Annotated in this window: 28 protein-coding genes; 22 read left to right on the top strand and 6 right to left on the bottom strand. The window is 36.5% G+C overall.

All coding sequences use genetic code 11. From position 1 onward, the window contains the following. Positions 1-205: 205 nt before the first annotated feature. From IGK21_RS08840 to IGK21_RS08815, 6 genes are all read left to right on the top strand, one after another. Positions 206-682 (top strand): hypothetical protein, encoded by a 477-nt coding sequence (locus tag IGK21_RS08840; RefSeq protein ID WP_438719242.1) that lies wholly within the window; start codon positions 206-208, stop codon positions 680-682. A 216-nt stretch (positions 683-898) separates the two neighbouring features. Beyond that, positions 899-1,138 (top strand): hypothetical protein, encoded by a 240-nt coding sequence (locus IGK21_RS08835; protein WP_063627364.1) that lies wholly within the window; start codon positions 899-901, stop codon positions 1,136-1,138. A 146-nt stretch (positions 1,139-1,284) separates the two neighbouring features. Continuing rightward, entirely contained in the window at positions 1,285-1,497 is a 213-nt protein-coding gene (locus IGK21_RS08830; protein WP_034700849.1) for a hypothetical protein, read from the top strand. A gap of 280 nt (positions 1,498-1,777) precedes the next feature. Continuing rightward, positions 1,778-1,990, top strand: coding sequence for a hypothetical protein (locus IGK21_RS08825; protein ID WP_034700846.1), 213 nt, complete (start codon positions 1,778-1,780; stop codon positions 1,988-1,990). 516 nt (positions 1,991-2,506) lie between these two features. Then, on the top strand, positions 2,507-3,397 hold the full coding sequence (locus IGK21_RS08820; RefSeq protein WP_034700844.1) for a phosphate ABC transporter substrate-binding protein PstS family protein: 891 nt from the start codon (positions 2,507-2,509) through the stop codon (positions 3,395-3,397). 181 nt (positions 3,398-3,578) lie between these two features. Next, positions 3,579-6,044 (top strand): cation-translocating P-type ATPase, encoded by a 2,466-nt coding sequence (locus tag IGK21_RS08815; protein ID WP_034700842.1) that lies wholly within the window; start codon positions 3,579-3,581, stop codon positions 6,042-6,044. 100 nt (positions 6,045-6,144) lie between these two features. Here IGK21_RS08815 and IGK21_RS08810 read toward each other — a convergent pair whose 3' ends face one another. Both IGK21_RS08810 and IGK21_RS08805 read right to left on the bottom strand, forming a co-directional pair. After that, a complete protein-coding gene (locus IGK21_RS08810) occupies positions 6,145-7,878 on the bottom strand; it encodes a sensor histidine kinase (RefSeq protein ID WP_034700840.1) in 1,734 nt (577 codons plus the stop codon). Then, on the bottom strand, positions 7,875-8,579 hold the full coding sequence (locus tag IGK21_RS08805; protein ID WP_438719238.1) for a response regulator transcription factor: 705 nt from the start codon (positions 8,577-8,579) through the stop codon (positions 7,875-7,877). The genes IGK21_RS08810 and IGK21_RS08805 overlap by 4 nt, the downstream gene beginning before the upstream one ends. Positions 8,580-8,774: 195 nt before the next feature. Here IGK21_RS08805 and IGK21_RS08800 point away from each other — a divergent pair, with 195 nt between their 5' ends. From IGK21_RS08800 to IGK21_RS08780, 5 genes are all read left to right on the top strand, one after another. After that, entirely contained in the window at positions 8,775-9,278 is a 504-nt protein-coding gene (locus IGK21_RS08800) for a DUF523 domain-containing protein (RefSeq protein ID WP_010718478.1), read from the top strand. After that, positions 9,238-9,576 (top strand): putative DNA-binding protein, encoded by a 339-nt coding sequence (locus IGK21_RS08795; RefSeq protein ID WP_010718477.1) that lies wholly within the window; start codon positions 9,238-9,240, stop codon positions 9,574-9,576. Before IGK21_RS08800 ends, IGK21_RS08795 begins: the two co-directional genes overlap by 41 nt. A 15-nt stretch (positions 9,577-9,591) precedes the next feature. Further along, a complete protein-coding gene (gene ffh / locus IGK21_RS08790; RefSeq protein WP_010718476.1) occupies positions 9,592-11,010 on the top strand; it encodes a signal recognition particle protein in 1,419 nt (472 codons plus the stop codon). Between the two features lie 214 nt (positions 11,011-11,224). Further along, positions 11,225-11,806, top strand: coding sequence for a DNA-3-methyladenine glycosylase I (locus IGK21_RS08785; protein ID WP_010737917.1), 582 nt, complete (start codon positions 11,225-11,227; stop codon positions 11,804-11,806). 5 nt (positions 11,807-11,811) lie between these two features. Then, complete coding sequence (locus IGK21_RS08780) at positions 11,812-12,342, top strand: dihydrofolate reductase family protein (RefSeq protein WP_181915060.1); 531 nt, start codon at positions 11,812-11,814, stop codon at positions 12,340-12,342. A gap of 117 nt (positions 12,343-12,459) precedes the next feature. On the opposite strand, the gene IGK21_RS08775 is transcribed toward IGK21_RS08780, so the two are convergent. Then, positions 12,460-12,681: a helix-turn-helix domain-containing protein gene (locus IGK21_RS08775; RefSeq protein ID WP_228196763.1), complete on the bottom strand. Its 222-nt coding sequence runs from the start codon at positions 12,679-12,681 to the stop codon at positions 12,460-12,462. Positions 12,682-12,968: 287 nt separating this feature from the next. Here IGK21_RS08775 and IGK21_RS08770 point away from each other — a divergent pair, with 287 nt between their 5' ends. After that, positions 12,969-13,688, top strand: coding sequence for a thioredoxin family protein (locus IGK21_RS08770; protein WP_181918607.1), 720 nt, complete (start codon positions 12,969-12,971; stop codon positions 13,686-13,688). Positions 13,689-13,904: 216 nt separating this feature from the next. Here the strand turns inward: IGK21_RS08770 and IGK21_RS08765 are convergent, their stop codons facing one another. Continuing rightward, positions 13,905-14,459: an NADPH-dependent FMN reductase gene (locus tag IGK21_RS08765; RefSeq protein WP_010718468.1), complete on the bottom strand. Its 555-nt coding sequence runs from the start codon at positions 14,457-14,459 to the stop codon at positions 13,905-13,907. Positions 14,460-14,797: 338 nt separating this feature from the next. Between IGK21_RS08765 and IGK21_RS08760 the strand changes: the two genes are divergently transcribed. The 9 genes from IGK21_RS08760 (at position 14,798) to rplS (ending at position 20,149) form a co-directional block, all read left to right on the top strand. Beyond that, positions 14,798-14,998, top strand: coding sequence for a PLDc N-terminal domain-containing protein (locus tag IGK21_RS08760; protein WP_010737914.1), 201 nt, complete (start codon positions 14,798-14,800; stop codon positions 14,996-14,998). Next, on the top strand, positions 14,998-15,897 hold the full coding sequence (locus IGK21_RS08755) for an ABC transporter ATP-binding protein (protein WP_010737913.1): 900 nt from the start codon (positions 14,998-15,000) through the stop codon (positions 15,895-15,897). Before IGK21_RS08760 ends, IGK21_RS08755 begins: the two co-directional genes overlap by 1 nt. Continuing rightward, positions 15,894-16,664: an ABC transporter permease subunit gene (locus IGK21_RS08750; protein ID WP_181915058.1), complete on the top strand. Its 771-nt coding sequence runs from the start codon at positions 15,894-15,896 to the stop codon at positions 16,662-16,664. The genes IGK21_RS08755 and IGK21_RS08750 overlap by 4 nt, the downstream gene beginning before the upstream one ends. Positions 16,665-16,764: 100 nt before the next feature. Beyond that, positions 16,765-17,040, top strand: a complete 276-nt coding sequence (gene rpsP, locus IGK21_RS08745; RefSeq protein WP_010718464.1) for a 30S ribosomal protein S16 — start codon at positions 16,765-16,767, stop codon at positions 17,038-17,040. A gap of 11 nt (positions 17,041-17,051) precedes the next feature. Further along, positions 17,052-17,300 carry a KH domain-containing protein gene (locus IGK21_RS08740; RefSeq protein ID WP_010718463.1) on the top strand — a complete coding sequence of 83 codons (249 nt, stop codon included), beginning with the start codon at positions 17,052-17,054 and terminating at the stop codon, positions 17,298-17,300. A gap of 107 nt (positions 17,301-17,407) precedes the next feature. Beyond that, on the top strand, positions 17,408-18,250 hold the full coding sequence (locus tag IGK21_RS08735) for a hypothetical protein (RefSeq protein WP_181915057.1): 843 nt from the start codon (positions 17,408-17,410) through the stop codon (positions 18,248-18,250). A 150-nt stretch (positions 18,251-18,400) separates the two neighbouring features. Continuing rightward, the gene (gene rimM, locus IGK21_RS08730; protein ID WP_010718461.1) at positions 18,401-18,925 is read left to right on the top strand and encodes a ribosome maturation factor RimM; all 525 of its coding nucleotides are present in this window, start codon (positions 18,401-18,403) and stop codon (positions 18,923-18,925) included. Continuing rightward, entirely contained in the window at positions 18,915-19,664 is a 750-nt protein-coding gene (gene trmD, locus IGK21_RS08725) for a tRNA (guanosine(37)-N1)-methyltransferase TrmD (protein ID WP_025480115.1), read from the top strand. The genes rimM and trmD overlap by 11 nt, the downstream gene beginning before the upstream one ends. A 137-nt stretch (positions 19,665-19,801) precedes the next feature. Continuing rightward, the gene (gene rplS, locus IGK21_RS08720; RefSeq protein ID WP_002286913.1) at positions 19,802-20,149 is read left to right on the top strand and encodes a 50S ribosomal protein L19; all 348 of its coding nucleotides are present in this window, start codon (positions 19,802-19,804) and stop codon (positions 20,147-20,149) included. Positions 20,150-20,710: 561 nt separating this feature from the next. Here rplS and IGK21_RS08715 read toward each other — a convergent pair. Both IGK21_RS08715 and IGK21_RS08710 read right to left on the bottom strand, forming a co-directional pair. Beyond that, positions 20,711-22,057, bottom strand: a complete 1,347-nt coding sequence (locus IGK21_RS08715; RefSeq protein WP_010737911.1) for a PTS sugar transporter subunit IIC — start codon at positions 22,055-22,057, stop codon at positions 20,711-20,713. A 147-nt stretch (positions 22,058-22,204) separates the two neighbouring features. After that, the gene (locus IGK21_RS08710; protein ID WP_034700829.1) at positions 22,205-22,918 is read right to left on the bottom strand and encodes a GntR family transcriptional regulator; all 714 of its coding nucleotides are present in this window, start codon (positions 22,916-22,918) and stop codon (positions 22,205-22,207) included. A 194-nt stretch (positions 22,919-23,112) separates the two neighbouring features. Between IGK21_RS08710 and IGK21_RS08705 the strand changes: the two genes are divergently transcribed. Next, positions 23,113-24,531 (top strand): glycoside hydrolase family 1 protein, encoded by a 1,419-nt coding sequence (locus IGK21_RS08705; protein ID WP_034700827.1) that lies wholly within the window; start codon positions 23,113-23,115, stop codon positions 24,529-24,531. The last annotated feature ends 234 nt before the right edge of the window (positions 24,532-24,765 follow it).

Below are 24,765 nucleotides of genomic sequence, written 5' to 3'. Positions count from 1 at the left end.
GTGTGTTCCCCCAATCAGGTGAATCCGATTTCTTCTACTTTCATTCTAAAATCAACCAGCTAATAATCAAACACTTTTTTGAAATTTGTAGATTAAATGAATAAACTCTCATAGCCTTATCTCTAAAAAAAAAGATTTTCCCCCTAATTTTTTTAGAGAAAACGCTTATAGTAGGTGAAAGAAAAAATCGCGTAGGAGTAAAGTGATGAAAAAGAAAATAAAACTTGAACAATTGTATTTATTTTTTTGGTTTTTTCCAATTCTGCTGTTGCCGTTTACTTGGGTGAATGCCGTTGTTCAGGGAGCAGAAATTTTGGGGCTAATTCATGGTACTGGGATTGTAGTATCGAAAAATTTTCCAATTTTAACACTATTCTATTTTTTAGTGAGTATGAGCTTGATTTTGACAAATAAATTTATGAATAGTTATAATTGGCATTTGATTCATTTTTCTTGTATGTTGGTTTTTACTTCCTTTTTTTCTATTCTGCCACGAATCATTGTTGGACCGAATGGCTTAAGTGAAAGTAGATTGAAAGATACAGGGGAAACTTCGATGTACTTTTTGACCATTAAACCAAGTTTTTATCTAGCGATTCTTTCGTTTTTATTAGCAGTCATTTTTTATTCTATAGCAAAATTAAGAATAGAAGAAAAACTGTCCGGCGAAGTTAATAAATAGGTTCAATAAAAAGTAAACATTGTGAGCAAATATGTGAGCAAATGATAGTAGCGAACAGTGTTTTTTTTGCTTTTTGTCAAATGATGTTGAAGAAGAGAATCTTAGAATCATTTGGCCAGAAAGAGGAAACCTTTTTTATATCACACTACTTGATCCCAAAATAGGCATTGACATGATTCGACGTTTTAAAAGCACTGAACAAAAATACCTGAAAGGATGGCAGGAAAGCAAGAACAACTTAAGGAAATAGAAGAGAAGTTAGAAATAGCGAAAAAACAGCTTCGTTTCCCACAAAAGGAAGAACTCAAAGAAAAAGTGGTAGAACAAACTAGAATAAACATAGAAATGGAGTATTCACTAAGTAAGAAGTTAGATACGCAATCAATGGATGAAGATATGAATGAAGCAATGTTGCCTGAAGAAGAATACAATGAAGAAAATCAAATCGAAATATAAAAGAATAAATAACTGAATGTATTACATATTCCGCAAAGGAAATATCTCTTTTCGTATAATAATCAACCTATTTAAAAAATTCAAATAGCCTTTTTAGGCAAGCTAAAGATCTTTATTCTATGATATAATATTATTGTAGAAAGTTTGTGGCGGTTTGGCAAATCCAATTGAAGGAGCGTGGTGCCTATGGGCTTATTAGCTTATCGGACGTACTCTTTAGAAAGGAAATGCCTGATTTGTTCTCGTTGGATCAAATCATTGCTATCATCGGAACAGCAGCAGTAATAATTACTGCAATAGCGAAAGCTAGTGATTCGATTTTAGCATGGTTAAAGTTCAAAAAAGAACAAAAAAAATAGAGCCGTCTCAACTTTTGGCAGAGTAGACAGGCTCTAAACTTGTTAAAAAATGCCATCCGCTTTGAACGGACTACACTGGGCATGTTACAGCATGCCCTTTCATTTTTATTATAACCCATTTATCTAAATTTGAAAAGTAACTTTGTTTGCGAAGTGTTGTTCTGCATGACATTAAATATAGCATATTGCTACTTCTTCAATCATAGTAGAATCATTAATCCCAATTGCTATTCTATTACTTGAATAGGGCTTTTTGTCAAATGATGATTGTAGAAAGTTTGTGGCGGTTTGGCAAATCCAATTGAGGGGGCGTGATGCCTATGGGCTTATTAGCTTGTTGGACGTACTCTTTAGAAAGGAAATGCCTGATTTGTTCTCATTGGATCAAATCATTGCTATTATCGGAGCAGCAGCAGTAGTAATTACTGCCGTAGCGAAAGCTAGCGATTCGATTTTAGCTTGGTTAAAGTTCAAAAAAGAACAAAAAAAATAGAGCCGTCTCAACTTTTGGCGAAGTAGACAGGCTCTAAAGTTTTGTATATATGCCATCCGCTTTGAACGGACTACACATGAGGGGCTATGTTAGCGCATAGCTCCTCTATTTAATTATAGTATATCGTAGATAGAGAAGAAAGAAAAGGATTAAAGGTTAGTTTTGATATAAATTAACCTTTATTTTTGGGCTTTTTGTCAAATGACGTTGGTAAAGAGAAAATCTAGAATCATTTGGCCAGAAAGAAGAAAACTTCTTTCTGTGTTTTTTTTTTGGTTAAAATAGTTTTACGTGACGGATCATGGTTTAAAGGATTTCAGGGGGGCTCTTCTCTCTATTTTTACATCATAAAAAATTTGTCGGTGAATTTCACCAACATCAAAAAGTACGAAGCCTTTTTATTTGGCTTCGATTTACGATAACTTTACATAAATTAACTGGATATTTACACCTTCAATATGCAGGATTTACAGTGGATTGCTACAATTTACTTGTAAATAAGAAAGGGGTATATCAATGAAAAAAGTATTATTTTCTTTAGGTGTTTTAGGTCTTATGTTAGCTGGCTGTGGTTCCGGTTCTGGTAGCACGGATGGCTCCGCAGCACAAAATAATTCTGCAACTTCTGGCGATCAAGTCAAAATCGTGGCTGTCGGATCTACTGCGCTCCAACCTCTAGTCGATGCAGCACAAGAAAGTTTTGTCCAAAAAAATCCCAACTATCAAATCTCTGTCCAAGGTGGCGGAAGTGGTACTGGGTTAAGTCAGGTCGAGTCTGGGGCAGTGACAATCGGAAACTCCGATGTCTTTGCTGAGGAAAAAGAAGGCGTAGATGCAAGTAAAATAAAGGATCATAAAGTTGCGGTGGTAGGTATGGCGCCAATCGTCAATAAAGACACGAACGTCAAAAATATTACAAAACAGGAATTAATTGATATATTCACTGGAAAAATTACCAATTGGCAAGAACTAGGTGGGAAAGATGAAAAAATCAATGTCATCAATCGGGCAAATGGTAGTGGTACACGAGCTACTTTTGAAAAGTGGGGATTAGATGGTGCTACTCCAGTACAATCACAAGAACAGGATTCATCAGGAACTGTTCGACAAATTGTTAGCCAAACTCCTGGCGCAATCAGCTACCTTGCTTTTTCTTATTTGGATGATAAAACACAGGCTTTAAGTATTGATGGTGTAGAACCAAAAGAAGAAAATGTTGCTGACAACAGTTGGAAAATTTGGTCTTATGAACACATGTATACAAATGGTGAGCCTTCCCCGGAAGTTCAAAAATTTTTAGATTATATGATGACAGACGAAATCCAACAAGGACCGGTGAAAGAACTCGGTTACTTACCAATTACTGCGATGAAAGTAGAACGTGATGCTGAAGGAAACTTAAAATAAGCAATCATGTACTCAAATCTGCTACCCCTAAAAGTGTGCCTTTAATGGGCATGCTTTTTTTTAGCTATTTCCTGCAAATGAATATGACAGTAATGAAAGATATTTATTAGTCATTTCATAGGCTTTTTTTTTACAAATGTATTAAGGTAAATATAATACTAATAATCGAGGTAAACGGTAAATGAGAATATTTAGTCATCAAACGGAAGTTGAAAAAGATCAAACTTCAGTTAAAAATATTACAAGATATGCTCCCGATTATCGAGAGGGGCTAACAGATGAGCAAGTTGCAGAACGAGTGCATGCTCAAGCAACAAATGAAACGATCGACCCATCATTTAAAACGAACAAACAAATCGTTTTGCAAAATATATTTACTTATTTTAATTTGATTTTTATCGTCTTAGCAGTTTTATTATGTCTAGTTAGTTCCTATAAAAATTTGACTTTTTTGCCAGTGATTCTTGCAAACACGGGAATTGCTATCTATCAAGAGATTCGCTCAAAAAAGATATTAGATAATTTGAGTGTACTGAATGCAGCAAAAGTCACAGTCGTAAGAAACGGCGTAGCCAATAAGATCGATATGGAGGAATTAGTTTTAGATGATGTCATCTTGCTCGAAACGGGTCAACAGATTCCTGCAGACGGTTATGTCTTAGACGGTAAATTACAAGTCAACGAAGCACTTTTGACAGGTGAAGCAGATGAGATCGTGAAAGAAGTAGATGATTATTTGATGTCAGGGAGCTTTGTCGTTTCTGGTAAGGCTTATGCACGATTAGACAAGGTTGGCTATGACTCTTACATCTCCCAATTAACAGCAAAAGCAAAAAAAATGGGAGGAGGCGAACAATCAGAAATGATTGCTTCGCTGAATAAATTAATCAAATGGATCGGGATCATTATTATTCCCATCGGCATCACTTTGTTTTCACAAAGTTACTTTTTTAATGGCAACACGATCAAAGAAAGTGTGGTAGCCATGGAAGCAGCTTTAATCGGGATGATACCAGAAGGCTTGTACTTATTGACAACGATCGCTCTAGCAATGAGTGCCGCTCGTTTAGCTAAGCAACGAGTATTATTACATGATATGAAAAGCATAGAGACTTTAGCAAGGGTTAATGTACTATGTGTAGATAAAACGGGAACTATTACTGAAAATCAGATGTCTGTACAAAAACTAGTGATTGCTAAAAATGAGCAGGCGGAGCAACAGGCAACTAGGATTCAAGAACTCATTTCAGATTATGCTAAAGCTATGGCAAATGACAATGCGACGATGCAAGCAATCAAAACGTACTTTAATAAGCCTACAGATCAAGAGCCTTTATCTATCTTGCCTTTTTCGTCGGTACAAAAATTCAGTAGCGTAACATTTGCGGATGGGGTCTATGTATTAGGAGCGCCAGAAATGGTTTTACGTGAACGTTTCGAAACAGTTAAAAATGAATTTAGTCAATATGCTGATCAGGGCTATCGTGTGTTGGTTTTCGGTAGTTACCAAGGAATATTGAGCGAAGCACTTTTAGAAGCAGAAGTGATTCCGCTTGCTTATCTTTTGATTGCCAACCCAATTCGAAAAGAAGCCCCTGACACATTTGCTTATTTTAAGGAACAAGGGGTAGCAATCAAAGTGATTTCAGGGGATAATCCGCAGACCGTTTCAACTGTCGCATTACAGGCGGGCATTGCTAATGCAGACCAATATATTGATGTTTCTCAACTTGCTGAGGAAGATTATCTCTCAGCAGTGGAAAAATACACCGTATTTGGACGGGTTAAGCCTGAACAAAAAATGCAGTTCGTTCAGCTTCTTAAACAAAAAAATACAGTTGCGATGACTGGTGATGGTGTCAATGATATTTTAGCAATGAAAGAAGCTGATTGTAGTATCGCTATGGCTTCTGGCAACGAAGCAACGATCCAAGCTGCGCAAGTTGCTTTATTAGATTCTGATTTTTCTAGAATGCCTGAGATCGTAGCAGAAGGTCGGCGAGTTGTTAATAATATTGAACGATCTGCTAGTTTGTTTTTAGTAAAAAATATTTTTTCTTTCTTACTTTCCGTCTTTTCTGTCTTGTTCGCACTGACTTATCCGTTGGAGCCTTCTCAAATTACATTGATTAGTCTGTTTACGATTGGTTTGCCATCGTTTTTACTTGCTCTTGAAGAAAACAAAAATCGAATTGAAGGAAAGTTTATTGTGAATGTCTTAGAAAAAGCCATTCCTGGTGGGCTAACAGATATGACTGTCGTGGGGACTTTAGTGGTAGGCGGTGTCATCTTGCATTTGAATAAGACAGATGTTTCCACGGCTTCAACGATGCTACTGACAGCGGTTGGTTTTCTCGTACTCTATAAAATTTGTCACCCATTGAACCAATTCAGAGGGCGGATCATTTTATTTTGTGCAGCAGGTATCTTATTTTCAGTCGTCTTTCTGCATAAATTATTTTCTATCTCCGCTATTTCACCCGTTTCGATTCTGTTGCTTTTGATTCTATTTTTTGCGGCGGACTCGATTTTCCGGCAGTATTCGCGAATGATTGAAAATTACAGCCAGTTGAAGGATGGAAAGAAAAAACGGTCTATTTGGTTCTGGCTCAAAGTGCTGTTTTCAGTAGACAATAAACACGATTAACAGATAGACAAAACAAAAATAGGCGGTTATGCCAACCGCCTATTTTTTTCTGTTCCGCTATTTCACTTGTTCATTTATTTTTTTGAAGATTTAAAGGTGTTCATGCTGGAGGGATGGTGACGGTAAAAGTCGACCCCATTCCTGGATGACTTTCCACTTTGATCGTACCACCCAAGAGATTGACGTAATCTTTCACAATAGCCAGACCTAGACCAGTACCACCTGAGTGTCGACTACGTGCTTTATCCACTCGATAGAAGCGCTCAAAGATTCTTTCTTGATCTTCACGATCAATCCCAATACCAAAGTCTTGGACAGAGAATGTCAATTGGTTGTCAACCTCGTAACGGATGATTATTTTCTCTGATTCTTTAGAATATTGGATTGCATTTTCGATCAAATTTTTGATGATCGGGTATAAGAGTTCAGTTTGAGTTGTAAATGATTGTTCTTTCTGTTGCATTTCCAGGGTTAAGTGTTTCTTTTCGATCATTGGTTGGTAACTTTGAATGATTTGTTCAAAGTAAGTTGCTAAATGGATGGTTTGCGTTTCGTGTGCCGTTTCTTCATCTTTTGATAGCTGAATGATTTCTCGGATCAGCTTATCTAAACGTATCGCATCTTTTTGCATGATCAATAGGAACTCATTCAATATTTTTGGGTCATCTTTGGCTCCATCCAGCAGTGTTTCAGTAAATCCGATCAATGAAGTAACCGGTGTTTTAAGTTCATGAGAAACATTTCCTACGAAGTCTTTTTGCAGTTTTTCTAATCGTCTTACTTTTGTGAGATCATAAGCCACGCCTAGAATCTGCCCAGTCTCTTCAGAACTATTGAAGTAACGTAAGCTGATGTCTAATGTTTGTTGTCCCTCTGAAATAGTAATTTCTTGATGGATCAATGGTTCATTTGGCGTAACTTGATGAATCAATTGGATTAATTTTGGCTCTTGAATGATCTCAGTATACCGTTGATTAGGCTGATAATCATGTACCCCTAAATGTGCCTGCATTTTTGGATTCAATAGCCGCAGATGTGACTCTGAATCGATCAAAAAGACACCAATCATTAATTCATTCAATAGAGTATACAATTGTTCTTCAGTGGTCGTATAGGCACGATAGACTTTACTCATTTGTTCACTCAAAGCATTGATCGTTTGGTAAAGTTCTTCCCATTGATCAGAAGTTTGCATGATGGTCTCGGTTTTATCAGGGTTTTTGACCATTTTCTTTAAGACGGGCAGCACGGTTTTCAAGGGACGGTTACGTTGATAAACCAAATAATAGCTCATACTGGACAAAACAACGAAGAAAACCAAAAAGAAGAAAAAGACCCAACGACGAAAATTTTCTGTTCTTGGCAAAAAGCCATTTGTTGGTTCTGCGATTCGAATAATGGCTTCCAACTGCCCATTCTTCTTGATCGGTAGTGCTACATATAATAGTTCTTCCTTTAACGTACTGCTCATTCTTAAAGAAGTACCTAGTGAGCCGCCATCAAGGACTGCTTTGATTTCTGGACGAGTATTTCGCTGCCCTCGTAGTGAGTGATCGGTCGTATCGAATAGGATTGTACCATTTGGAGCTAATAAGGTTAGTCGTTCATTTGATTGATGAACAAAGTCTGTTAAAACTGCTTGATTATGCTTCGAAGATAAATCATCAATAGTCAATTGCTGGATCAGCAATTGCCCTTTTTTTGAAAGATAGCTTTCTTGTTGCTCGATGATTTGTTGTTTGAAATATTGAGAAATCATTTGCCAGCCACCGAAAAACAGTCCCACTAAGAGAATGAAAAAGAAGACACGCTCAGAAATTTTTTTCCAATTCATCGTTTTGGTTCCTGAAATTTATAGCCAAAACCGCGAACTGTCACTAAATATTTTGGATGTTTAGGGTCTCTTTCGATTTTTTCTCTTAAGTGACTGACATGGACATCAACGATTCGACTTTGACCTGCAAAATCAAAATTCCAGATGCGATTTATCAGCGTATCACGATCAATTACACGATCTTTTCGTTTCATAAAATAAACGAGCAGTTCAAATTCTTTTGGCGTTAATTCGATCGGTCGTTCCTCTACGGTTACTTGAAAATTCGTTAAATCTGCTTTGATCTGTCCAATCGTTAGGTAAGCAGGTTCTGCTTCTTCTTGTTGGACATGGCGTGGTTCGATGCGGCGAAAAATAGCTTTCATTCGAGCAAGTACTTCTCTAGGGCTGAAAGGCTTTGTTAAATAATCATCAGCACCAATTTCCAAACCGATGATCCGATCGACCTGGTCATCTTTGGCTGTAAGCATTAAAATTGGAGTATCAATTTTTTCTTGTCTCAACTTTTGGGTGATTGCCATACCATCTATAGAAGGCAACATCACATCTAAAATCATAAAATCAAAAGGTTCTTCCAGTGCTAATTCCAGTCCTTTTTGTCCGTCTAAAGCACTTGTTACTTGATACCCTTCTTTTTCCAGATTGAATGTCAACAATGTGACGATTGAAGGTTCATCATCTACCACTAATACTTTTTTCATAACTTCTCCCTTTTCTTGCGTTCATTCTTTTTGTTTATTTAAAAACAGCTATCAACTAATGCCTGGGTTTTTTAATTAAGTGTCATGAATAGACATTTCTTATTTTAGCATAGAATCCAGTAGAAGGACTATTTTACCAACTAAATAAATGGTATAATAGGAAGGCACTTTGTTGGATAAAGGAGTGAGTGGCAATTGATCGGAATTAGCGCTTGTTTAGGCGGTGTCTTATGTCGGTATGATGGACAAGAAAAAGCTGTGCCGGAATTAAAGAAACTGGTCGCTGAAGGTAAAGCGATCATGGTTTGTCCTGAAGTAATGGGCGGTCTTTCAACTCCTAGAGCCCCAGCAGAAATCGTTGGTGGCGATGGATTTGACGTTTGGAATGGTCAGGCAAAAGTGATTACTACAAATGGTGAAGACGTCACAAAAGCCTACCAAGAAGGGGCAATCCATGCTTATCAAAAATTAAAAGAGCAAGAAATAGATTTAGTGATATTAAAAGCGAAAAGTCCTTCTTGTGGTTCCTCTCTTATTTATGATGGGAGTTTTTCAGGAACCTTGAAGTCTGGAACTGGTGTAGCAACTGCTTATTTTATCCAACAAAAGATGACCGTACTCTCTGATGAAGAATGGTTGAAATTGCGAGGTGAACAGAATGGAAATCGAGAAAACGAACCGAATGAACGCACTTTTTGAATTTTATTCTACGCTTTTAACCGAAAAACAGATGAATTATATGGAGTTGTATTACGCAGACGATTTTTCATTAGGAGAAATAGCAGAAGAGTATGAAGTAAGTCGCCAAGCAGTATACGATAATATCAAACGAACCAGTAAGATTTTAGAAGATTATGAAAAGAAACTCCATCTTTTCTCTAATTATATTGTTCGGGAACAGTTATTAGAAAAAATGAAAACTTATGTAAAGGAAACTTATCCTAAAGATGAAGTTCTCCTTGATTATGTGAAACAGATCCAAGAAATTGAAGAATAAAGGAATGAAGAAATCATGGCATTTGAAAATTTAACTGAGCGCCTTCAACAGGCAATGAGCAAGTTAAGAAAAAAAGGGAAAGTTTCAGAAGCTGACGTCAAAGAAATGATGCGGGAGATCCGCCTTGCATTACTAGAAGCCGATGTAAACTTACAAGTAGTAAAAGACTTTACGAAGCGTGTTCGAGAACGGGCGATTGGTGTAGAAGTATTAGAAAGTTTAACACCTGCACAACAAATCGTTAAGATCGTTGATGAAGAATTGACGATCACTTTAGGGGCAGAAACTGTTGAATTGAATAAATCACCAAAAATTCCAACAGTCATCATGATGGCAGGTTTGCAAGGGGCAGGTAAGACGACGTTTACTGGTAAACTAGCCAACTATTTAAAGAAAAATGAAAATGCACGACCTTTACTGATCGCAGGTGACGTGTATCGTCCAGCTGCGATCGATCAATTGAAAGTTCTAGGGCAACAATTAGACGTACCTGTTTTTGATATGGGAACAGATGTTAGTCCAGTTGAGATCGTTCGTCAAGGGATGGAATTAGCAAAAGAAAAGAAAAATGATTATGTTCTGATCGATACGGCGGGGCGTCTGCATATTGATGAAACCCTGATGGATGAATTGAAACAAATCAAAGAATTAACACAACCAAATGAAATCTTGTTGGTTGTCGATGCGATGACCGGTCAAGATGCTGTCAATGTGGCAGATAGTTTTAACCAACAACTAGGGATTACTGGGGTAGTTATTACTAAATTAGATGGTGATACACGTGGTGGTGCAGCACTTTCAATCCGTTCTGTGACTGGCGCACCAATCAAATTCATCGGGTCAGGGGAAAAATTAACAGATCTTGAAGTTTTCCACCCAGACCGTATGGCAAGCCGTATTCTTGGTATGGGCGATATGTTGACGTTGATCGAAAAAGCGCAACAAGACTATGACGAGAAAAAAGCAGAAGAATTAGCGAAAAAAATGCGGGAAAATTCATTTGATTTCAATGATTTCATTGAACAGTTGGATCAAGTGATGGGGATGGGACCGTTAGAAGATCTGATCAAAATGATTCCTGGGATGAACCAAGTACCAGGGATTGAAAATGTCAAAGTAGATCCTAAAGATGTCGAACGTAAAAAAGCAATGGTTTACTCAATGACACCTGCAGAAAGAGAAAACCCTGATTTATTGAATCCAAGTCGTCGCAGAAGGATTGCCGCAGGTTCTGGTAACAGTGTGGTTGAAGTTAACCGCATGATTAAGCAATTTAAAGAATCACGCAAAATGATGCAACAAATGTCTAAGGGAGATATGAATATTCCTGGAATGGACCAAATGTTTGGCACAGGTGTCAAAGGAAAACTTGGAAAAATGGCGATGAATCGCATGATCAAGAAAAACAAAAAGAAAAAGAAAAAACGGAAATAAAGCTTCTATCGTACGTCTATCGTACTTCTATTATATAGTAGAATTTTGTTTACCGTTTCATCCATCGAAAGAATCGTTGAGTTAGCTTCTGCTGGCTTTGCGATTCTTTTTTTGCATACTAGATAAACCCAATTCAAAAACTACCTGCCATAGCGTTCCTCATTTTAGATAGAGAAACAAAGGAATGGTACAATAAAGCTAAGAGGTGAAGAGAATGAAACGAAGATGTCCTTGGGGTGAGCAAACAGCAAGTATGAAACATTATCATGACACAGTTTGGGGTGTTCCAGAATATGATGATCAATTACTTTTTCGTAAATTGATGTTAGATATCAATCAAGCGGGATTAAGCTGGCAAACGATTTTGAATAAAAGTGCCTCCTTTGATGAAGCTTATGACTTTTTTTCGATCGGTAAAGTAGCCGAATATACAGAAGCAAAAATCAATGAGTTGATGGAAAATAAAGGGATCATTCGTAACCGTCGTAAAATTGAAGCAGCGGTAGCCAATGCTCAGGGTGTCCAAAAAATCCAACATGAATTTGGTAGTTTTGCGGATTATTTGTGGTCATTTTCGGATCATCAAGTGATCAATCACTCGTATAAAGAACAAAATGAGGTACCAACAACGAGCCCGTTATCTGATCAAATCGCCAAAGATCTAAAACAACGCGGATTTAAATTCATCGGAAGCACAACGATATATGCTTTTTTAGAAGCTGTGGGAATTGTCAATGATCATTTAGATCATTGCTTTCGCAAACAAGAAGTCAGCCAGATGGGAAAAGGAGAGTGAATATGATGGGGAAAATCGTCTTTTATGGTGCCATTAGTTTAGATGGCTACTTAGCAACAAAAGAGGATAGTTTACAGTGGTTATTTGACACACCAACTGGAGAAAAAACAACTTACGAGGCTTTTTATCAAACAATTGATCAAACGATTATGGGAAGAAAAACTTATCAGGAAGCAAAAAAATTGTTAGCAACTGACCATCTGTATCCTGAAAAAAAGAATTTTGTATTTTCTTCTAATAAAGAGCTGGTATTAAATGATGCAACAGTTGTTCATGAAGATCCCGTTTCATTCGTGAAAAACATAAAAGAACATTCTAACCAAACAGTCTGGGTCGTTGGTGGTGGGAATTTGTTGAAACCTTTGATCGAAAATCATTTGATTGATGAATGGTGGATCCAAATCGCACCTGTGCTTTTGGGAGAAGGTATTCGATTGTTTCAAGAAGGCACATACGAAGAACGCTTGAAACTAGTTGATACTAATTATTTTGGAGAGTTCATTGAATTGCATTATGTAAGTAATCGTGGAATATGATGGGAAAGATTATGTTGTGATGGCAAGTATTACTGTTTAAAAATAGTTTGATTAAATCAAGAGAGAAGGCGATTAAGACTTAAGTTAGTATGATGTATATTATAACTAACTTAAGTCTTAATCGTCTCTCATGTTAATAAATTGAGCGATTTCTTTATCACTACAACGATAAAGATTAAAAATATTGCGCAAACATTCGTAATTAGGTCTTCCTTTTCCTCTTTCCCAACAAGAAACGGTTTCTCGACTTACATTGAGATAATTTGCAACAAATGTTTGAGTATAATTTGCCTTTAATCTTTTTCGTTTTAACCACCTTGCATAGAAAATACAAATCACCCCTTAATATAAAGCGCTTCACCTTGAATTATATAGGTAACATATTGTATTTAAAAGGTGTTGTGTGGGGAAATTTTCCCCTTTACTAAAATAATACAAGGGTATACGATTTACATATATAAAAGTAAACGATTACTTTACTTTCTATAAAATGATAAATTAAGGAGATTTGATTGGATTAATGTTTTTTCAATTTCTATCCATCTCTTTCTGATAGTACTATTATTATTAATCGGTATATTAGTAACTATTTCTATTATTAATTTTAGATGGGAGAAGGAAAGTCTATGAGAAAAATATTCGTTGATCTTTTAAAATGTAGCGGTATATCATTTTTTATTACATTTTTGATGTTAATCATGTCAATTATCCCTATTTGCTTGATCAGTTTTTTTTATGGAACAAATTTTCACGCACCTTATAATTTATTTACTGTCATAGGGAATACGAATGATTTAGGAAACGCAATTGAATTTAATTTTAATCAGAATTTTGGGATACAAATTCTATTATTTTATTTTTGTTTCACTTTTGTAATATTAGGAATTACATATACAAAACGCTATAAGAAAATGATATATTTAATAATTTCATTGTTTGCCATTTTGCTACAAGTTCTCTTAATGAATAGTATTGTATTAAATAAAGAACCGTTTAAGGAAACATCTATAAATGAAATCAAGGAATTAATTAAAAGTAATGAAGATACAGTTATTTATGTGGGAAGAGACAATTGTCCAGAATGTATCATTTTTAAGCCAAAATTAAGTTCATTTTTAAGTAAAGAAGGTCTGAGAATCAATTACCTGAATACTACTGGAAATGAAGAAGAAGTATCTAATTTTAAAAAATTTTATAATGAACTTGGTGTGGTTAGCGTGCCAGCAGTCATCTTTATGGAAAGTGGTAAAATTGTCAAAGTACTTCATGGAAATAAGGCCTATAATGAGATAGAAAATAGAATGAAACAATTTACTCAGCTCAAAACTGAACAAATAAGTAAATAATTAGATCGCGGGGGCTATGCTAGTATGACAGATTCTAGTAGTGATAGTACTTTGACCATAAATAGGAAAACAAGCCGAAGAATTCCAAAAATAGGAGAAGCTATTTTCGGATTCTTCGGCTTGTTTTTCAGAGCTAGACATGCCACAACCTTTTTTCGATTGTTTCCTTCATATATGATCTATTTGATTCGACCCATCGCTTATCAAAGCTAATTTTTACTTAGTTAATTTATTTAAAAAATCAAGATAAGCATCTAGAATCGTTTGGAAGAAGCTGAGTGTTCCTTCCACAATATGACCTTCTTCATCAACTAAGTTTGCAATATTGCCAATATAAGCTTCAGGTTGTTGTAAGGTAGGAACATTTAAGAATACAAGTGATTGACGTAGGTGATGGTTCGCGCCAAATCCACCGATACCGCCAGGGGAAGCAGTGACAACTAACCCAGGTTTGCCATCCCATGCGCTTTGACCGTAAGGGCGAGAGCCTACATCTAGTGCATTTTTAAGTACAGCAGGAACCGAACGATTGTATTCTGGAGAAACGAAAACAACACCTGCTAATTCCTTGACCTCATCACGGAAACGACTCCATTCAGCAGGAGCATTCTCTGGAGTTTCAAGATCTTCGTTATAAAAAGGCAGATCATCAATCTTTACAAAAACACCTTCATATCCTTCAGGTAGCAAGTTAGCGAAAGCCTCTGCTACTTTTCTATTGTACGAATCCTTACGCAAACTACCTACAAAAAATCCAATTTTTTTAGTCATAAAACAATTCCTCCTTCAAACTTTCTATATTTATCTTACAAAAAATAAGTAAACTCAGCAAATAAAAACACTTGAGGAACATAGCGACTAACTTAACTACTTTTTTCGACTACTTATAGTAGTTATTACGTATATATATTTGCATCACTTGACATGGATCTTCTATAATTAGTGAATAGAAGTCTTGTCTAAAGGAGTTTGTGTGATTTTTTTAGAAAAGAGTGTAGTACATGAACTTTTGATAAAGAATGTTTCTCATTGAAACATCGGTACACATCATCGCATGACTTGGGGTAATGCAGCATCAAATAAAAAGACGAAATTGGTAGGTGGAACAAATGCATATTAACGAGTTTTTACCATTTTTGATCCCGTTAGTGATCATACAACTTGGATTATTTTTTTATGCCCTTTATCATATTTTGACTCATACGCATTATCGATTTGGCAGTCGAACACTCTGGATCATCGTAATTCTCATAGGATTTCAATTTGTTGGTCCAATCTTGTATTTCGTGTTCGGTAAGGAGGAGGCATAATGGCGATCCTTGAACTAATCGATGTATCAAAATCTTTTGGTGAAAAAAAAGTGTTGAACCATCTTTCCCTTACCGTCAAGGAAAAGACGATCTTTGGGTTTATTGGAAAAAATGGTGCAGGGAAAACGACAACGATGAAATTGATTTTGGGGTTGCTAAAAAAAGATGCTGGAACAATCAAGGTTAATGATGAAACGGTTCACTATGGTCAAACAAAAACGAATCGCTGGATCGGCTATTTGCCAGATATTCCGATGTTTTATGACTACCTTACCGCCGAAGAGTATTTGCAATTATGCGGGGAAATCACCGAGATGCCTAAACATAAAATCCAACAAAAAACGCAAGAGTTATTAGCGTTAGTCGGATTGGCTCACGAGAAAAAAAGGATTAGGACTTTTTCAAGAGGGATGAAGCAACGTTTGGGGATTGCCCAAGGGTTACTGAACGAACCAAAACTGTTTATTTGTGATGAGCCGACTTCGGCGTTGGATCCATTGGGGCGTAAAGAAATTTTGGATATCTTATTACGTGTCAAAGAGCAAACAACGATCCTTTTTTCCACACATATTCTATCAGACGTGGAACAAATTTGTGATGAAGTGGCTTTCTTAAATAAAGGAGAAATCGTTTTATCAGGCACGGTAGCAGAATTGAAAACCCATCCTAAAAATGAAGGATTTGAAATCCAATTTCCAACTGTGAAACATTCTCAAGAATTTTTATCGCTTTTGCCGGGAGCAATCATGAAAAATGAAACCCTTATTTATCCTGGCAGAACTAACGAAGACTTACTTCGTGCACTATCTTTAATTGTTGATCACAAATTACCGATTCAATCGATTCATCGTTTAGAACCTTCCTTAGAACAAATTTTTATGGAAGTGGTGGACAAATGAAGCAATTACTCGCATTTTCAAAAAAAGAATGGAAGGAAAATTGGCGTACAGGTAGATTATTACTGTTGCTTTCATTAACGATCATTTTTGGGATCATGAATCCACTGATAGCCAAATTAACACCCTACATCGTTCAATCGATGTCAGAAAATTTAGCAGCATCTGGTATGAAAATCGGGGAAGTCAATGTAGATGCGCTGACTTCTTGGGGACAATTTTATAAAAACATGCCTATGTTTCTTTTATTGTTTTTGTTATTGTTTAGCTCGACATTGACGAATGAATATCAAAAAGGAACATTGATTAATCTTTTAACCAAAGGGATGGTTCGCTGGAAAATTTATTTTACTAAATGGATCATGGGACAGTTTTTTTGGGCAGTTAGTTTTTGGGGTTGCTCCTTCATTACTTACTTTTATACTGCTATTTATTGGGATAATGAGCTGATTATTCAATTAGGGACAAGAAGTTTTTATTATTATTTATGGGGTGTGTGGTTATATACTTTATTTCTATGGTTGTCCTCCTTTATTTCTTCTGGCTATTTTGTGCTAGCTTGTGGAGGGATTTGTGTGGCTGGCTGTTATCTGTTATCTATGTTTACAAAAGTTGCTGAGTATTCTCCTTTTTATTTAACGACAGTTTCGAACGCATTGGGGGAAAGGATTGATTCGAGTAACTATTCTTTTTCTTTAGTGGTAACAGGTTTGATGATTGCTGCCTTTTTAGTGACAGGAATTCTTTTTTTCAATAAAAAAGAGAGTTGAAAAAATTTTTTATTAGCTGTAAAGAAAAAAAGCTTTACAGGGTAAAAAAAAACTGTTACACTACAACTTGTGAATAAAACAATGGAGGTGGAAATATATAATGGCAGTTAAAATCCGTTTAAAACGTATGGGTTCTAAAAAGAGTCCTTTTTACCGTATCGTCGTAGCTGATTCACGTTCTCCTCGTGATGGACGTTTCATCGAAACTGTAGGTACTTACAATCCTTTGAAAGACCCTGCAGAAGTAGTTTTAAAAGAAGATTTAGTTCTTAACTGGTTATCTAAAGGTGCGCAACCTTCTGATACTGTACGTAACATCCTTTCAAGAGAAGGCGTTATGCAAAAACACCACGAAGCTAAATTCTCAAAGAAATAAGGTGATCGGATATGAAAGATTTAAGCGAATTAGTCTTAACAATCGTTCGTCCGTTAGTCACTTATCCTGAACAAGTCCAGTTAGAAGTCACTGAGTCAAAAGACTTCTATGAATATAACCTAACTGTGGCTCCTGAAGATATTGGTCGTATCATCGGTAAACAAGGGCGTGTTGCGAAAGCAATTCGGACGATCGTTTACGGGGTACGAACAAATGCACCGAAAAAAGTGCGTTTAAATATCATCGATCATAAGGAATAAAAAAAGCTGTTTCGTCTTGACGAGACAGCTTTTTTCTTTTTGAGGTGACTACTTGGCAAATGATTATAGAAAGCGTATCCTTAATATATAGAAAGGAGTAGATACCTATGAAAAAAGTTGCATTATTGATACCAGCTCTTTTACTTTTAAGTGCCTGTCAAGGGACAAATAATTCTACTGAAACAACTGATACGGTGACACCAGCGACTCATTCAACGAGTCATAGTACTTCCAAAGAAACAGATACTCAATCAACAACCAAAAAGAGTGAAAGCTCTGAGATGTCTGGAAATACAACGGAAACGGCGACTACAAAAACAGAAACATCTACACAGAATAAACAAGCACAAACCGCATTTGAAGAACTGAAAGAAAAATACCCAACGACACCGATGCCACAAGAGATGCCGATTACAACAGGGAAATTAAACATCGCTGCTGCCGAAACCAAACAGGGCTTTTCGATCTTATACTATGATCTACCGAAAGCCTATGTCTTAAATGCCAAAGAGTTAAACCAAGAAACCCCGATGGCTTCTTATCTTTACCAATATGGTTTTGCTTCTAGTCAAGAAGCAATTGATGCCTTGCAACCAGTTACGGTTGATACAAACGGCCGACAAGTCGATTTGGGCTACAATATTACTGGCTATCAACAAGGAGCGGCGGGATCTAGTATTCTAGAATGGCAAGAAGGAAATTGGAGTATTCGTGTCCGGGCAAGTAATATTGAAGGACAAGATCCTGTACCGTTAGCCAAAGAAATCGTTGCTTACTTAGAAAAAGCAAGTTTGCCTGCGCCTGAGAAGTACGGGAAAATTACGGTTGAAATGAATGATTCTTCCCAACAAGCTACACAAGTAAGCTGGCAAGAGCCTAAAAATGTTTATACTGTTACCCACAAAGATACTCTTTCCGCATTGAAAATGGCTGTTTCTATGAACCAATAAATGATTGGAAAATGATATAGAAAAGCGAAAAGAAAGTAGAATTGCATATGCACACATGCTAAAATAAGGCAGATACGTCAAAAACACGTTCAGCCATTTAAAAACCATTGTTTGGTTGAAACATGTGTGAAAAGGAAAAGGGGATACAAGTTGACTGAATATTTAAATGTTGGAAAAATCGTAAATACTCAAGGGATCAAAGGAGAAGTGCGCGTCATTTCTACCACAGATTTTCCAGAAGAACGATATAAAAAAGGTGCTGTACTTACCTTGTTTCAAGAGAAGAAAGCGCCAATTGAATTAACCGTCAAAAGTCATCGTAAACATAAAAATTTTGACTTGTTAAGTTTTGAAGGGCATCCTTCAATCAATGATGTTGAAAAATATCGAGACGGTATTTTAAAAGTTTCAAAAGAAGAAACGATCGAGTTGCCAGAAAATGAATTTTATTATCATGAGATCATTGGAGCAAAGGTCGTTGAGGAAAATGGAAATGAATTAGGTAAAATCAAAGAAATTCTTTCACCAGGTGCTAACGATGTTTGGGTAGTCCAACGACCAAAGAAAAAGGATGTTTTGCTTCCTTATATTGATTCAGTGGTTAAAACAGTTGATTTAGAAAATGGGGTCATTTACGTCGAGATTCCAGAAGGATTGATCGATGATGAAAATTGATGTCTTAACACTCTTCCCACGAATGTTTGAAGGACCAATGGGTGAATCGATCATCGGTAAAGCGGTCAATAAAGGATTGTTAGAGATCAATGTTTCTAATTTTAGAGACTATTCCGATAATAAACACCAAACGGTCGATGATTATCCATATGGTGGCGGGGCAGGGATGTTGTTAAAAGTCCAACCTATCTATGACAATATCAAAGCAATTGAACAAGCAAATCCTGAAACAAAAAAACGTGTGATTTTATTGGATCCAGCTGGTAAACGATTTGATCAAGCGATGGCGGAAGAATTTTCGAATGAAGAACATTTAGTATTTATTTGTGGACATTACGAAGGCTATGATGAACGAATCCGTTCGCTAGTTACGGATGAAGTCTCTTTAGGTGATTATGTCTTGACTGGTGGCGAACTTGGCGCAATGGTGATGATTGATGCAACGGTGCGCTTATTACCGGACGTTTTAGGAAATCAAACATCCGCTCAAACAGATTCTTATTCAACGGGATTATTGGAACATCCTCAATATACACGGCCAGCAGAATTTAACGGGATGAAAGTCCCAGAAGTTTTAACAAATGGAAACCATAAATTGATTGAAGAATGGCAACTGAAAGAATCCTTAAGAAGAACCTATCAACGCCGACCTGACTTATTGGAACAATTATCAATGACTCCACAAATGCTGAAATTGTTAGAAGAAGTCAAAAAAGAAGAATCAGACGAAATAGAATAAGAAATATCAATATGACTCTTTACACTAAATTGATAGTGTGATAATATTTTATGGTGAGTGCAAAAGCACTTAACTATTACGATGTTCCGCTGTGAGGGAAAACTCATAAGAATGTTTGGAATAAGGAGAAAAGATCAATGAATCCATTAATCGAAGAATTAACAAAAGAACAATTACGTTCTGACATCCCAGCTTTCCGCCCTGGTGACACTGTACGTGTTCATGCGAAAGTTGTCGAAGGTACACGTGAACGTATCCAGTTATTTGAAGGTGTTGTAATCAAACGCCGCGGAGCTGGAATCAGCGAAACTTATACAGTACGTAAAGTTTCTAACGGAGTAGGCGTTGAACGTACATTCCCATTGCATACACCACGTGTTGCAAAGATCGAAGTCGTTCGCTACGGTAAAGTACGTCGTGCAAAATTGTACTACTTACGTGCATTACACGGAAAAGCTGCTCGTATCAAAGAAATCCGTCGTTAATCTATCGTTATCTGATAGTGGAAGAACCCTTGATTTTCAAGGGTTCTTTTTTTGATTATTTTTATAAGCAGTAAGTCTAGATTGTTTGACATTATAGATTTGCAAGAGTGGCAAACAAGGAGCAAAAAGTCGAGTCACTTTGGTATATCTTAAATATACGTCAATCAGATGACACGATGACAGTCCTATTCATACCAAAGGGGCGACAGATCTGGTAGGTGAACGTAATCAGCTTATCAAGTTTATATGTACTACACGCAAACGCTATGCGTATTAAAGAGATCAGAAAAAAATCCTGCTAGAGAGTGTCTAAAAATATAAATTGCGACAGTCCTTGAATAATAAGAACTTTTTTTGAATGTTTTTACTAACAATCGTTTTGTCATTGGCAAGTTAACTGAAAATGAGACTGAAGAATCTGTTCTGATTCATCAGTCTCATAATTTCGACTTATTCAAAATGCAACGATGATCCCAAAGGTCGGTTGTTAAGAGAATTGAGGACTTTTTTTACATATTTACTAAACGAGAAAGTCCACTTTTTTAGGAGCGGAGGTGTCAATTATTGATTAGTGATTTCAGCTTCCTTTTGAGCCATTTTTGCCGTTACGTGTTCATCAATGCGTAGGAATGGTAGATAGATAAATACGCTAACCGCAATGATTAGAACTTGCAATACTGCTGCTCGCCAATCCCCACCTGTCGCAAGGAATCCTGAAATAACTGGTGGTGTGGTCCACGGTATCTGAACTACCACATGATTGATTAAGCCGGCTGCAGTCGCAAAGTAGGCAGTTACTAATGAGAAGATTGGTGCTAACACAAACGGAATAATTAGACTCAAGTTAAATACGATCGGTAATCCAAAGATGATCGGCTCACTGATATTAAACATCGCTGGTGTTACCGATAGTTTAGCAAAGTCTTTATAATCTTTTCGACGACTGAATATGAAAATCGCAATCAATAAGGCGATCGTATTTCCTGAACCACCCATAACAGCAAAAGTATCCTTGAAAGCCATGTTGATAATATGTGGGATGTGTTCATGGTTTGCATAAGCTGCCATATTTTCTTGCATGTTTTGTAATAAGAACGGATCAAGTAAAGAACCTGAAATTACAGCTTGATGAATTCCAAAACCAAAGAATAAATTGGCGATTGATGTGATTAAGATAAAGCCAGGTAAACCAGTTGTGATGTGACTTAAAGGTCCCGTGATCGCTTTAGTGATCACGCCATTTACGTCCATGTTGAATAACTGATTGACAGCGAAAGATAGAATCGCAAAACCAGTAACAGTAATCATAATCGGGATCAATACATTGAATGACTTCAACACTGCGGGCGGGATATTTCCAGATAGTTTGATTTGCAATTTTTCATTTGTAGATAATTTAATGAATAGCTCAGTAGCTACTAATCCAACAAAGATTCCGACAAACATTCCTGATGCACCTGTATGGGAACCTGGAATAACTCCGGTTACTTCAATCGCTTTTTTTGCATTTTCCGGAGTGAACATCATTTTCATTGGTGTTAAAACGATGAAAGTTGAGATCGAAACTAAAACCGCTGCGATATGATTTGTATAATTTCTGCTAACACACATATGATAAGAAACTGCAGCTACAACTAATAGCGTCGTAATACTCAATGTTCCATTGGCGATCGACATGCCAATTTCTTGAACTTTCATTAATGTTTCGGGTTTAACAATTTTACCCATAAAACCAGTTGGTTCTAAGATAACGTAATTAATCAAAGTCACGAATCCAGCTAACATCATAAATGGCATGAATGTTGCAAATGCATCGCGTAATGTACGCATATGAATTTGATTTCCTAGCTTCGATGCGATCATACCAAATCGTTCAAACACCTGTTCCTTCTTATTTGTTTTCTTCATGGTATATTCTCCTTGTTTTTTATTTGTAAGCACTTACCGTAGTTCAATAATAGAACGGAATTTGATAAAAGTAAATAACTTTTTTTAAAATTATATACTTTAATGAAAAAGGGCAAAAAAAAGAGCTGATTTCCTCAGCTCTTTCAATCATTTTTCAACAAAAACGGCTTCAAAAACAAAATCTTGATATAAATGCCTTGTAATGGAGTATTCAAAAGGAGTCCCGTTTGCCAAAGAAACACTTTTTTCAACTTCGATCATAAAGTCTCCGGCATCAATTCCTAATATAGTTGCATCAAACTCGGTTGCCAGTACGCCCTTCATCCAAACGTGAGAAGCATTGATCTCTAACTGCAGTTCATTGCGAATATAGGAATAAACCGATTTTTTCAAGTGTTTAGGTTCCAAACCAGGAATAATTGATAGCGGCATAAAAGTTTGTTCCAATGAATAGGGTTGTTGATCGACAAAACGACTGCGAACAATATTATAAATGTATTCCTTGTCGTTAATCTGTAATCGCTCTGCTATTTTTTTTGATGGTAATTCAATTGAAAACATATGAATTTCAGAGTCTACATGTTCTTCGCCAACTACACTCATAAAACCTTCGCTTGGACCGAAAACTTTCGAATTATGGATCGGTTTGCGCAAAACTTCGGTTCCAAATCCACTTCGACTATGTAAAACTCCTTCAGAAACTAACATGTCTAATCCTTTTTTTACTGTCAATTTACTCGTATGATATTGTTTTGCCAATTCGGAACCAGTTGGTAATTTTTCACCGATTGCGTAAGTACCGTTTTCAATTTTCTTTTTTACATCAGAATAAACTTCCATATATTTCGCATTCTTCTTCATTTTTTCCCTCCTATAGTTACCGCGTAAAGATATAAATAATTATATACCTTTCTTTAATTTTAGCAATCTTTAAAGGGTAAAACAATTAACATTTATAAAAAGTATATATTTTTTAATAAAAAAATATTCCAATTTATTGGAAGCGGTGTTATGATGGAGTAGTACTCAAGAGAATGTCATTTTAGGAGGATACAATGAACAAACAACAATTAACATTTCCAGAAAACTTTTGGTGGGGTTCTGCTTGGTCAGCTGAGCAAGCAGAAGGTCGTGGTGAAACTGGAAAAGCCGAAACGGTTTGGGAACGTTGGTACAAAGAACAACCATACCGTTTTTATCAAAGGATTAGTTCAGAAATTACGACAGATCACATTCATCGTTATAAAGAAGACGTTCAACTGATGAAGCAAACCGGACATAATTCCTTTCGGGTCTCGATCTCTTGGGCGCGGATGTTCCCAAATGATGGAGTAGGGGAGGTAAATCCAAAAGCGGTTGAATTTTATCGGGATTTATTTACTGAGATGAATAACAATGGTATTAAAGTATTCGCCAATCTTTATCATTTTGATATGCCAGCAGCCCAACAGGATAAAGGGGGTTGGGAATCACGGGAAGTTGTCGATGCATATGTGCAATTTGCAGTTACTTGTTTTAAGGAGTTTGGCGATCTCGTCTACCACTGGTTCACTTTCAATGAACCGTTGGGGCCGATCTTAGGGTCATATTTGGAAGACTTCCATTATCCAAATTTGATTGATTTCAAACGAGGAGCGCAAGCGGCTCACTTTACTATTTTGGCTCACGCGAAAGCAATTGCAGCACACAAAGAGTTGAATTTGAACAGTAAAATAGGTGTTATCTTGAATTTAAGCCCGACGTTTCCAAGGAGTCAAACCCCCGCTGATGTGAAGGCAGCTGAAATTGCAGATCTTTTTTATGTTCGCAGCTTTTTAGATCCAATGGTCAAGGGTGTTTATCCAGAAAAATTAATTAACCTTTTACGTGAATATGATCAATTGCCAACGGATTATACCGAGGAAGACCTGCGCTGTATCAAAGAGAACACGGCACAAATCTTAGGATTGAACTATTATGAACCACGTCGTGTGAAGGCTCGTTTAACTGCAATCAATCAAGAGGGTCCGTTCTTACCGGATTGGTTTTTTGAGAATCATGTGATGCCGGGACGACGGATGAATGAATATCGTGGTTGGGAAATTTATGAAAAAGGTATCCATGATTTATGCATGGATATCAAAGAAAACTATGGGAATATCGAATCCTTTATCTCTGAAAATGGGATGGGCGTAGCAGATGAGGAACGCTTTATGGATGAAAGTGGGCAAGTGATTGATGATTACCGGATCGAATATATCCAAGATCACCTCGCCTATCTTTGGAAAGCAATCAATGACGGCTGTAATATCAAAGGGTATCATCTTTGGACCTTTATTGACTGCTGGTCCTGGATCAATGCATATAAGAACCGTTATGGACTAATTTCTCTTGATCTGCCAACCCAAAAACGGACGATCAAGAAAAGTGGTGAGTTCTACAAACAGTTAAGCAATCAAAATGGGTTTGAGTATGATATTGATCGATTGGTATAGCAAAAAATGAGTGGAAAAACTTGTATTTTTGTTTGAAAATCTTTTATCTAGAAATCATAGAGTTATTCATTCAATGGGATTGTTCAAATAAGCATCGGGACTGGGACAAAAGTTCTCTCAGTATCTTCTAGTATCTCTAAAAACGAATAAACGGTGTTCAAAGAGCTGACCTTCGGCGATAAGTCAAAAAATCTCAAAACATGGGGAGCTGTTTCGAGATTTTCATCCTTAACG

Source organism: Enterococcus sp. DIV1421a (assembly GCF_051711025.1).
Taxonomy (GTDB): domain Bacteria; phylum Bacillota; class Bacilli; order Lactobacillales; family Enterococcaceae; genus Enterococcus_B; species Enterococcus_B hirae.
This window is presented reverse-complemented; position numbering and strand designations above follow the sequence as displayed.

Excerpts from the sequence above, each read along its gene's own strand:
- rpsP (WP_010718464.1), top strand. The coding sequence starts at position 16,765 with ATGGCAGTTAAAATCCGTTTAAAACGTATGGGTTCTAAAAAGAGTCCT.
- IGK21_RS08795 (WP_010718477.1), top strand. The coding sequence starts at position 9,238 with ATGGAAATCGAGAAAACGAACCGAATGAACGCACTTTTTGAATTTTAT.
- IGK21_RS08780 (WP_181915060.1), top strand. The coding sequence starts at position 11,812 with ATGGGGAAAATCGTCTTTTATGGTGCCATTAGTTTAGATGGCTACTTA.
- IGK21_RS08805 (WP_438719238.1), bottom strand. The coding sequence starts at position 8,579 with ATGAAAAAAGTATTAGTGGTAGATGATGAACCTTCAATCGTCACATTG.
- IGK21_RS08760 (WP_010737914.1), top strand. The coding sequence starts at position 14,798 with ATGCATATTAACGAGTTTTTACCATTTTTGATCCCGTTAGTGATCATA.
- IGK21_RS08750 (WP_181915058.1), top strand. The coding sequence starts at position 15,894 with ATGAAGCAATTACTCGCATTTTCAAAAAAAGAATGGAAGGAAAATTGG.
- IGK21_RS08840 (WP_438719242.1), top strand. The coding sequence starts at position 206 with ATGAAAAAGAAAATAAAACTTGAACAATTGTATTTATTTTTTTGGTTT.
- rplS (WP_002286913.1), top strand. The coding sequence starts at position 19,802 with ATGAATCCATTAATCGAAGAATTAACAAAAGAACAATTACGTTCTGAC.
- IGK21_RS08705 (WP_034700827.1), top strand. The coding sequence starts at position 23,113 with ATGAACAAACAACAATTAACATTTCCAGAAAACTTTTGGTGGGGTTCT.
- ffh (WP_010718476.1), top strand. The coding sequence starts at position 9,592 with ATGGCATTTGAAAATTTAACTGAGCGCCTTCAACAGGCAATGAGCAAG.
- trmD (WP_025480115.1), top strand. The coding sequence starts at position 18,915 with ATGAAAATTGATGTCTTAACACTCTTCCCACGAATGTTTGAAGGACCA.
- IGK21_RS08740 (WP_010718463.1), top strand. The coding sequence starts at position 17,052 with ATGAAAGATTTAAGCGAATTAGTCTTAACAATCGTTCGTCCGTTAGTC.
- IGK21_RS08755 (WP_010737913.1), top strand. The coding sequence starts at position 14,998 with ATGGCGATCCTTGAACTAATCGATGTATCAAAATCTTTTGGTGAAAAA.
- IGK21_RS08715 (WP_010737911.1), bottom strand. The coding sequence starts at position 22,057 with ATGAAGAAAACAAATAAGAAGGAACAGGTGTTTGAACGATTTGGTATG.
- IGK21_RS08785 (WP_010737917.1), top strand. The coding sequence starts at position 11,225 with ATGAAACGAAGATGTCCTTGGGGTGAGCAAACAGCAAGTATGAAACAT.
- IGK21_RS08710 (WP_034700829.1), bottom strand. The coding sequence starts at position 22,918 with ATGAAGAAGAATGCGAAATATATGGAAGTTTATTCTGATGTAAAAAAG.
- IGK21_RS08820 (WP_034700844.1), top strand. The coding sequence starts at position 2,507 with ATGAAAAAAGTATTATTTTCTTTAGGTGTTTTAGGTCTTATGTTAGCT.
- IGK21_RS08810 (WP_034700840.1), bottom strand. The coding sequence starts at position 7,878 with ATGAATTGGAAAAAAATTTCTGAGCGTGTCTTCTTTTTCATTCTCTTA.
- IGK21_RS08835 (WP_063627364.1), top strand. The coding sequence starts at position 899 with ATGGCAGGAAAGCAAGAACAACTTAAGGAAATAGAAGAGAAGTTAGAA.
- IGK21_RS08815 (WP_034700842.1), top strand. The coding sequence starts at position 3,579 with ATGAGAATATTTAGTCATCAAACGGAAGTTGAAAAAGATCAAACTTCA.
- IGK21_RS08735 (WP_181915057.1), top strand. The coding sequence starts at position 17,408 with ATGAAAAAAGTTGCATTATTGATACCAGCTCTTTTACTTTTAAGTGCC.
- IGK21_RS08770 (WP_181918607.1), top strand. The coding sequence starts at position 12,969 with ATGAGAAAAATATTCGTTGATCTTTTAAAATGTAGCGGTATATCATTT.
- IGK21_RS08765 (WP_010718468.1), bottom strand. The coding sequence starts at position 14,459 with ATGACTAAAAAAATTGGATTTTTTGTAGGTAGTTTGCGTAAGGATTCG.